Raw genomic sequence first — 8,719 nt, 5'->3', positions numbered from 1 at the left:
CTGGATCACCATCCAAAACTGGCCGTTGCCGCGCCAGCCTTGGGCGTAGTCGAACGAGTCGTCGCCGGAATAGGCCACGAGCGCGTACTTGACGTCGACGGTACCGCCGAAGAACTCGATGCCGTCGTCCTGGTTGGCCAGGACCTCGACGTACTCGATCTCGGTTCCGCTGCCGACGCCACCGAGCGTGAGGCCGTTGATCTCGTTGTCCGCGCCGATGTCCGCGCCGCCGTGGCGGATCGAGACGTAGCGAATCGTGCCCGAGTCGTCATCCTCATCCGTTCCACCGTAGACGGCGTTCTCAGCCTCTGGGACGCCTTCGATCGGGTTGTCGGCAACGCCCGTGTTCGTCGGGGCCGCGCCCAGGACGATGAGGCCGCCCCACAGGCCGCGCTCGTTCGGCGCGATGTCGTCCGGGTTGGACACGTCGTCGCGCTCGGCGGTAAAGATGATCGGGGCGTCGGCGGTGCCGTTGGCCTCGATGTTCGAGCCGCGCTTGACGATCAGAGCTGAGGCGAAGTCGCCCGTGCTGATCTCGTTGGCGGCCCGGCCTTTCACGACCGTTCCGGCGTCGATCGTGAGCGTCGCGCCCGCGTCAACGAAGATGAGACCGTCGAGGACGTAGGTGTTACCGGTCGTCCAGCGGACGTCGGAGGTGATGTCGCTCGTGACCACGACCGTGTTCTGTGCTGACGCCGCGAGCGGCAGCAGGAACACGGCCAGAAGGGCCGAGCGAAGGGTAGCGTAGTTCATGGGAGGGGAAGAGTGGGAGGGATCGGGGCTCAGAGGCCGCCCCGCGAGGCCGTTGGCGAGGGCGGCGGCACCGCCCTCGGGGATCAGTTTGAAGGGCTGGGAACGCGCGGCGAGGCCAGGCCGCCGGCGCCGGGGCTGAAGCTGAGACCGATCGAGAACGACGTACCGAGCCCGTACTCCTGGAACGTGTAGCCGAAGTCCTCGAAGCCGCGGCCAGCCGGTACCGTCGTCGTCACGCCGCCCGAGCGGTCGAACTCCTCTCGGAACCGCGTGTCGAGGATGTTCTTGGCCGTGAGCTTGAGGCTCAGCTGCGGCAGGATCTGCTGCGACGCGATGAAATCGAGTTGCGGCCGCGGCTGCTCGAACACGTCGGGCGTCTCGGCCACAGAAACGCGCGAGAGCCGGGCGCCGAACACGTTGAAAAAGGCGCCGAGCGACGTACCCGACCGTGCGTTGTCGTAGCTCAGGTTCGCGTTGACGATGTACGGCGATTGCCCCTGGAGCGCGCGCGTGTCCGGCGCGGTCGGGTTGAACCGGCGGCGAAGCGCGAGCTCGTCCGGGCTCAGCGAGATCGACGACTCGGTGAACGTCAGGTTCAAGCCGAGCGACAGGTTCTCGAGCCTCTGGGTCAGGATCCCGAGCCCCGTCCGGGCCTCGATTTCGACACCGAAGACCTCGGCGGTCTCGACGTTCTGGAAGGACGTGAGCCCGTTGAGGTTGAGGATGACCCGCTCGATCGGGTTCTGGAGGTCCTTGTAGTAGACGCTCGCCGCGAGCAGGTCGCCGGGCCGGACGAACCACTCCCAGCGGAGGTCGAGGTTCGTGATGAGCGTCCGGTCCAGTGTCGGGTTGCCGACCTCGGGGTTGTCGAGGGCGAAGTTGACGCTCTCGAACGGCCCGATCTCGCGGAACGTGGGCCGAGCCAGCGTCCTCGAGGCCGCCGCACGGACGTTCATGTCGGGCCGGATGGCGTAGACCAGGTTCAGCGCCGGCAGGATGTCGTCGACGTCGATCCGGCCGATGGCCGTCGAGTCCTCCGTGATCGGACCGGTCTCGACGTTTAGGATCGTGCCCTCGTAGCGGACACCGCCGATGGCCCGGAGGTTGGTCGTGAGCGGGACCTCGGCCTGGACGAACGCGGCCGGGACGTCGAGGTAGCCTTGGTAGTTGTTGGTCGGGAGCGTGACGTCGGCGAACAGCGTCCCGACGATCGGGCGGTCGCGCGAGTCGAGCCCGATGAACCCGACGTTGTCGTCGGCGAGGTAGGCCTGGTAGTCGCCCAGGTTGTCGTCGCCGACCGGGATGGCGCCGAACGGGTCGTACTGGATCCGTCGCTCGTTGACCGTCCGGTCGGTCCGGTTGTAGCGGCCGCCGGCCTTGACCTCGCCGCGACGTCCGAAGAACTGGACCGGGAGCGCCGCGCTGCCCTGGACCGAGACCAAGTCCTCCTCGAGGTCGCGGAAGAACCGGATCGCCGGGCTCAGACTGCCCAGGATCTGAGGCCGCAAGAGGTACCGCGGCGAGCCGTCCTCGAGGACGCCGCGCTCCTCACGAACGAGCGGCAAGAACTGCTGGTCCGGCTCGTCCTGGGTCGTCCGGCTGAACGTTCCCGTCCACTCGACCTCGAGGTCGCCCAGGGCCGGCACGCGGTGGCGCCCGCGGGGCTGGACCGAGGCCATTTCGCGCTCGGTGTACGAGAACGTCCGGTTGACGAACAGCGTGGACTCGTCCTCGAGGCCGTACTGTTCGGGGTAGGCGCCGGTCTGGAGCCGGGTCTCGGACTCGCCGATCCGCGAGTAGATGCCGTTGACGCCGATCTCGTTGAGCGACCCGATCTGGTAGGCCAGGTTGCCGATGCCGCCGATGCTCGTCTCGAGGGACCCGCGGGCGTCGTTGACGAGCAGGTTCGGGAACAGGCCGACTCGGCCGTCGGCGTCGATCGAGCTCGTCCGGAAGCGGCCCGTTATGCCGTCGTCGTAGTACGACGCGCCGCGGTCGTAGGTCAGGCCGAGGAGGAAGCCGAGCGGGTTGCCGCCGACGTTGAACCGGTTGCCGACGGAGAGCGCGTAGCCCTGGTTGAGGGGCGCCGCGCCCTCGGGGTCGATGGCGGCCACCGAGTCGAACGCCTTGGCGATCCCGTCGAGCTCGGCACGGAATGCGTCGTTGGCCGGGTTCCGCGCCTCGCTTCTGGCGTTGCCCGCGCTCCCGAACGGGACCGCGTCGTTGTCGACGATAAGGTCGGGCGCAGCCCGGTCCCCGGCGCGGTTGGGGAAGTACCCCACGTCGATGGCGTCTGCCCGGAGGAAGTCGTCGGCAAACTGAACGGCCGTGTTTACCGAGCCGGAGCCCGAGAGCTTGAACGTGAAGCCGGCCGGCAACGACCGCGTGCGGATGTCGACGATCCCGCCTGAAAAGTCGCCGGGCTGGTCCGGGGTGAACGTCTTGATCGTCGTGATGCTCTCGAGGAAGTCGCTCGGAAACAGGTCGAACTGGACGCTCCGACGGTCGGGGTCCGCGGTCGGGAGGGCGGCTCCGTTGAGCTGGGTGTTGGCGTAGCGGTCGCCCAAGCCTCGAACGATGACGAACTTGCCGCCGACAACGCTGGCGCCCGTGATCCGCTCGGCGGCGTCGGCGGCCGTCGCGGCTCCGGCTTGGGAGATGGCCTCGGCCGAGATCGCGTCGCTCACCGCCGCCGCCCGTTGCCGCACCCGCAGGAGACCGACCTCGTTGTTCGTCTCGATGATCTCCTCGGCCTCGACGATGACCTCCTCCAGCTCCGCGCCTTGGGTGAGCGTGATGTTGATCGCCGTCGTCTGGCCCGCCGTGACCTGAACGTTCTCGACGAGTTGGGAGGCGTACCCGATGAACGAGTACCGGACCGAGTACGACCCGGCAGGAATCCCCGTGATCTCGTAGTTGCCGTCGATGTCGGCCGCGTCTCCAGTACCGAGCTCGGTCACCAGCACGCTCGCGCCAGGAAGCCCGCCGCCGAAATCACCGTCGACGACGGTGCCCGCGATCGTGCCCGTCTGGGCGAACGCGAGCGCGGGAACAAAGAGAAAGGCCAAGGCCGACCAGCGGGCTCGCCAGAGGCCGCGCTGGGCGCGGTCGGTTGCAAACGACATACGAGGGGAAGGGTGTGGGAGACCGACGAGAGCCGGTGGGATGTGGCCGGGGTGTGGGACCCCGAGCCCGTCATGTCCCGACAGTACCCGGCCGGGGTTACGTCGCGTTTACCTGCCCGTTACCCCAGCGTTACCGACGCGCCGTTTCGATGAAGGCCCGCCGAATCCCCACCCTGGTAGCGCTTCCGACCTCGAGGGCGAGTGCTGACTTGCAAAGCGCGAGACGAATCCCGGCACCGCACCATCGAGGTCGGCCGACGCGCGAGCAGCACCTCCGCGACCTGGCTTTGTGTCACCAACCCGCCAGCCCGGCCGCCATCGGATCTCTCCGCATCGAGGGCGGGCCTCGTCTCCGATCACGCTCGGAAGGAGACTCGCTCTCGAGGACGGTTTAGACCCGAGGCGTTCAGCCGATGTCTCCCTGGACGAACGTTCGTCCTCCGCTGCATCCAGACGCGCGGCCTCGAGGTGGACCTTTCTCCCGTCGCCCGCCGTCTCTCCCAACGCCTGTTCCGACGAGGACCTTCTGCCGACGACCCCCTTCCGTACTTCGGCGACGCTGTTCGCGCTGTGGCTCTTGGTCTTTACAGCCGCGAGCCAGACCATCATCATCACGCCCATCCTGCCACTGATCGGCAGCGAACTCGGCGTCGAGGTCGGACCGCTCGGACTCCTCGTGTCGATGTACTCGTGGGTGCTCGCGTTCGCAGCGCTTGTGATGGGGCCGATCTCGGACCGCATCGGGCGGCGGCGCGTGCTGCTGTTCGGGTCTGGCGCGCTCGTCCTGGCCCTGGCGCTCCACGGCTTGGCAGACACGTTCGGGACGCTGTTGGGGATGCGCGTCCTGGCCGGCGCGGGTGGCGGGATGCTGTCGGGAGCGGCCGTGAGCTACGTCGGCGACGCGTTTCCGTACGAGCGGCGCGGGTGGGCGACGGGCTGGGTGATGAGCGGCGTCCCGTTCGGGTTGGTGATCGGGATTCCCTTGGGCCGGGCGCTGGCCGTCGAGTTCGGGTTTCGGATGCCGTTCGTCGCGTTCGCGGCCGTGATGGCCGTCGCGTTCCTACTGATCCTCACGATCGTGCCTCAGCCCGACGTCAAGCTTTCCGAAAACCGTCCGACCCTGCGAGGCTCGCTCCAACAGTACGCCGGGCTCTTGACGGGCAGGGGGACGGCGGCGGCAGCGGCCACGTACTTCCTGATGTACCTCGGGCTGGGCCTGTTCATCGTCTACCTCCCACAGTGGCTCACGCTACAGTTCGACCTCGAGGTCGAGGTCTTCGGACGGCCGCTCGAGGTGTTCGGGTTGCCGCTGGACCTGATCGCGACGCTGTTCCTGGTGGGCGGCGTCGTAAGCGTGCTGGTCGGGCCGAAGGCGGGCGCGTTGTCGGACGTCATCGGCCGCAAGCCGCTCATCCTGACGTCGTGCCTGGGCCTGGCCGTCGTGACGGCGGCGTTGCCGTACGTGGTCACGGAACGGTGGGCGGCGTACCCGTTCTACATCGCTGTGATGGTGCTTTTCGCCCTGCGGATGGCGCCGCTCCAGGCCCTGCTGACGGCACTCGTACCGGCCCGCCAGCGGGGCTCGTTCCTGTCGCTGACCATCGCCGTCGGGCAGATCGGGACGGGAATGGGCGCGGCGGTCGGCGGCAAGATCTACGCGGGCTTCGGGTACGAGGCCAACACGATCGCCTCGGCCGTCGCCATTCTGTTGATGGCGGGGTTCGTCTGGCGCTGGCTCCCGGAGCCAACAGAGCAGGCGAGGGACAAGCCCGCCCTCGAGGTCGCGTAGCGGGAGGAGGTACGCGGGAAAGGTCCGTGTGTCGCTCTCGAGGTCGGCTACTCGCCCTCGCCCATGCGTCCTCGAGGGCGCGCCGTGTCGAGCGTCGCCAGCAGCGCCGGCAGCGCGTCGGGCGTCGAGACGACGACGTGGGCGCCGGCGGCCATCAGGGTCCGCCCGTGCGTCTCCAGATCGAACCCAGGTGGCACGACGCCGATGGGGACGACGCCCGCCGCTCGTGCCGCCGCCATGTCGTCGACGGTGTCTCCGGCGTAGGCCGCGCGTTCGGCCTCGATGCCCAAGTCCTCGAGGACGAGCTCCAGGCCGTACGGGTCGGGCTTCTCTCGGCCCGCCTGCCGGTCCATGCCCGCGACGGCCGGGATCAGCGCGTCCCACCCGTGGCGCCGCAACGTCCAGTTGGCGTCGGCTTCGGGGCGGCCGGTCACCAAGCCGAGCGCGTACCGGTCGGCCAGCACCTCCAGCGTTCCGGTGCGGACGGCCGCGGGCTCGGTCGTGATGAGCCCGTCGAAGTCGTCACCCCGATAGACACGGTTAAAGTGCTCCTTGATGTCGTCGAACGGCGTGTCGCCGCCGGCCTCGAGGACGAACGCGTGCGAGAGCACCCAGTCGTTGTTGAACCCGCCCTGGTCTTTCTTGGCCTGGATCTGCTCCGGCGTCGGCCCCTCCCCGACAAAGTGAGCGACGGTCTCGACGATCGCGCGGCGAAACGAGCCACGGACGTCGACCAGGACACCGTCCATGTCGAGAAGGAGGGCTTTCATGGAGGGGCGGAGGGATGCGGGATGGAGGGACGAAGGGGAAGATCCCTCGCTCGAACATTTGGAGGCGGATTACCGTGTCTCATTTCGCCGAAGCCTCAGGGGGACCGTCCGACCTCGAGGACGTGTCTCGCCACCACGCATCCCTCCGCCCCTCTATCCCTCCATCCCCTCCAGAAACGCGTCGTTGCTCTCGGTGCCCGCCAACCGGTCCCGAAGAGCTTTCATCGCGTCGACGGCCTCGAGGTCGGCGAGCTCCTCTCGGAGCGCCCAGATCTTTCGGAGGCGGTCGGCCGAGATCAAGATCTCCTCGCGCCGCGTGCCGCTTTCGGCGAGGTCGATGGCCGGGTAGACGCGGCGCTTGGCGAGGTCGCGGCTGAGCACGAGTTCCATGTTGCCGGTCCCCTTGAACTCCTCGAGGACGGCGTCGGCGGTCTGGCTTCCCGTGCCGGTCAGCGCCGTCGCGATCACGGTCAACGAGCCGCCTTCCTCGACGGAGCGCGCGGCACCGAACAGGCGCTTCGGCCCTCGCAGGGCCGCGGCCTCGAGGCCGCTCGACTCGCTGTCCAGGACGGCGTTGTGTGCCCGCGCTAGGCGCGTGACCGAGTCCAAAAGGATGACCACGTCCTGCCCGGCTTCGACCAGGCGCTTCGACTTCTCCAAGACGAGGTCGGCGATGTGGACCTGACGCTCGGGCGCCTCGTCGAACGTGGACGCGATCACCTCGACGCCGGGCACGGCGCGCTGAAAGTCGGTGACCTCCTCGGGTCGCTCGTCGATGAGCACGACCGAGACGATGGCGTCGGGCTCGTTGGCCGCGATGCCTTCGGCCAACTTCTGCAAGAGGGTCGTCCGGCCGGACGTTGGAGGGGCCAGGATGAGGCCGCGCTGGCCCTTGCCGATTGGCGCGAACAGGTCGATGGCTCGCGTCGTGAGCTCGTCCGGGCCCGTCTCGAGGCGGAGCTGGTGCTCGGGGTAAGACGGCGTCAGGAAGTCGTAGCTCGTTCGTTCGTCGAAGTCGTCCGGGGAGCGGCCGTTGATGGTGTGGAGGCGGATGAGGGCGAAGAACCGCTCGCCCTCCTTCGGCGGCCGGATCTGTCCGTCGACGGTGTCTCCGACGCGGAGCGAGAACCGCTTAATCTGGCTCGGCGAGACGTAGATGTCGTCCGGCGACGGGAGGTAGCTGTACTCGACCGAGCGCAAAAAGCCGTAGCCGTCGGGCAGGATCTCCAAGACGCCTCGCTTTCGGACCAATCCCTCGAGGGCGACCCCGTAGGGATCGAACCTCTGCATGTAGGCGGGCCAGTCGGGGGAGATCGGGTGGCGCGGTCTCTGACCTCGGCGTGCGGGCTCGCGGCGCGTGGGCTCTGAGGTGCGACGAGTCCGCGGCCGGACGGCCGGGCGGTCTTCCGAACTCGAGGCCGGTCGTCCCGACCCGTCTGAGGCCGCGTCGGCTTGGGCGCCGAGGATCTCGTAGATCAGGTCGCGGCGCCGGAGATCGGAGTACCGCTCGATCCCGAGACGCCGGGCGATCTCGTGCAGCTCGGAGACTTTCTTTTGCTCCAGAACAGCGATGTTCATGATTGGGAGGTCGCCTCCGCATAAGGAAGGAGCGACCGGGAGAAGGGACGGGCGTCGGGCGAGAAGGGCAGAAGCCCGACGGTTCGACTAGAAGAGATTCAAAGGTTGGAGACCTAACCCGGCGATGGGGTTCCGAGCTGATCCTCACTGTCTAACTGGAGAACATCCACGGGGTTCGCCGCGACCCGCGCCACGCCTAGGTCATGCGGAGCGCGCCGGCTACCGTCTGATGCGATCCCGTTACGAGCACGCGGTCTCGCTCGGCGGCCTCTCTCCGAAAGGTCCGAAGGGCGAGCTCCACACTCGCGGCGACCTCGACCTCGAGGCCGTGCCGTGCGAATGCCGCCTCGATGGTTTTTGCGGGGCACGAGCGGTCGCCCTCGAGGCCGACGGCCAGGACCCGGTGTGCTCGCGACGCGAAGAGTTCGGCCAACCCGTCGACGTCCTTGTCGGCCATGAGCCCGGCCACGACCCAGAGCCGACCGCCACCGGGCACGTCGACAGCCTCGAGGGCGGCGGCCCACCCGGCCGGGTTATGCGCCACGTCGAGGACGACGCGAGAGTCTCGGCTCCACGGCTCCGCCCGACCGCGCAGACCACTCCGTTCCACGACCTCAGCGAGCCCAGTCCGCACGTCCTCGAGACCAATCCGGTCCACCAGCGCGACCTCGAGGGCGCGGACGGCGAGCGCCGCGTTCCACGCC

General features: G+C 68.3%; 5 protein-coding genes and 1 pseudogene. 1 reads left to right on the top strand and 5 read right to left on the bottom strand.

The annotated features are described in order from the left end of the window. Both WBA11_RS14225 and WBA11_RS14220 read right to left on the bottom strand, forming a co-directional pair. Positions 1-753 (bottom strand): annotated as a pseudogene (locus tag WBA11_RS14225) (T9SS C-terminal target domain-containing protein); the annotation flags it as partial. Positions 754-836: 83 nt separating this feature from the next. Next, the gene (locus tag WBA11_RS14220; RefSeq protein ID WP_424521331.1) at positions 837-3,821 is read right to left on the bottom strand and encodes a TonB-dependent receptor domain-containing protein; all 2,985 of its coding nucleotides are present in this window, start codon (positions 3,819-3,821) and stop codon (positions 837-839) included. A gap of 634 nt (positions 3,822-4,455) precedes the next feature. Here WBA11_RS14220 and WBA11_RS14215 point away from each other — a divergent pair. Beyond that, complete coding sequence (locus WBA11_RS14215) at positions 4,456-5,667, top strand: MFS transporter (protein ID WP_424521330.1); 1,212 nt, start codon at positions 4,456-4,458, stop codon at positions 5,665-5,667. Between the two features lie 47 nt (positions 5,668-5,714). Here the strand turns inward: WBA11_RS14215 and WBA11_RS14210 are convergent, their stop codons facing one another. The 3 genes from WBA11_RS14210 to WBA11_RS14200 all read right to left on the bottom strand — a co-directional run. Further along, positions 5,715-6,437 (bottom strand): TIGR01548 family HAD-type hydrolase, encoded by a 723-nt coding sequence (locus WBA11_RS14210; RefSeq protein WP_424521329.1) that lies wholly within the window; start codon positions 6,435-6,437, stop codon positions 5,715-5,717. A 153-nt stretch (positions 6,438-6,590) separates the two neighbouring features. After that, on the bottom strand, positions 6,591-8,015 hold the full coding sequence (rho, locus tag WBA11_RS14205; RefSeq protein ID WP_424521328.1) for a transcription termination factor Rho: 1,425 nt from the start codon (positions 8,013-8,015) through the stop codon (positions 6,591-6,593). 196 nt (positions 8,016-8,211) lie between these two features. Then, positions 8,212-8,719: glutamate ligase domain-containing protein (locus WBA11_RS14200; RefSeq protein WP_424521327.1), on the bottom strand; the 508-nt coding region annotated here is incomplete at its 5' end.

This window comes from Rubrivirga sp. (assembly GCF_049648075.1).
Classification (GTDB): domain Bacteria; phylum Bacteroidota; class Rhodothermia; order Rhodothermales; family Rubricoccaceae; genus Rubrivirga.
Note: the sequence above shows the minus strand (reverse complement) of the source record. Positions and strands in the feature narration are given on the sequence as shown.

What these genes read in the sequence shown, in the direction of transcription:
- WBA11_RS14210 (WP_424521329.1), bottom strand. Translation starts at nt 6,437, where the DNA reads ATGAAAGCCCTCCTTCTCGACATGGACGGTGTCCTGGTCGACGTCCGT.
- rho (WP_424521328.1), bottom strand. Translation starts at nt 8,015, where the DNA reads ATGAACATCGCTGTTCTGGAGCAAAAGAAAGTCTCCGAGCTGCACGAG.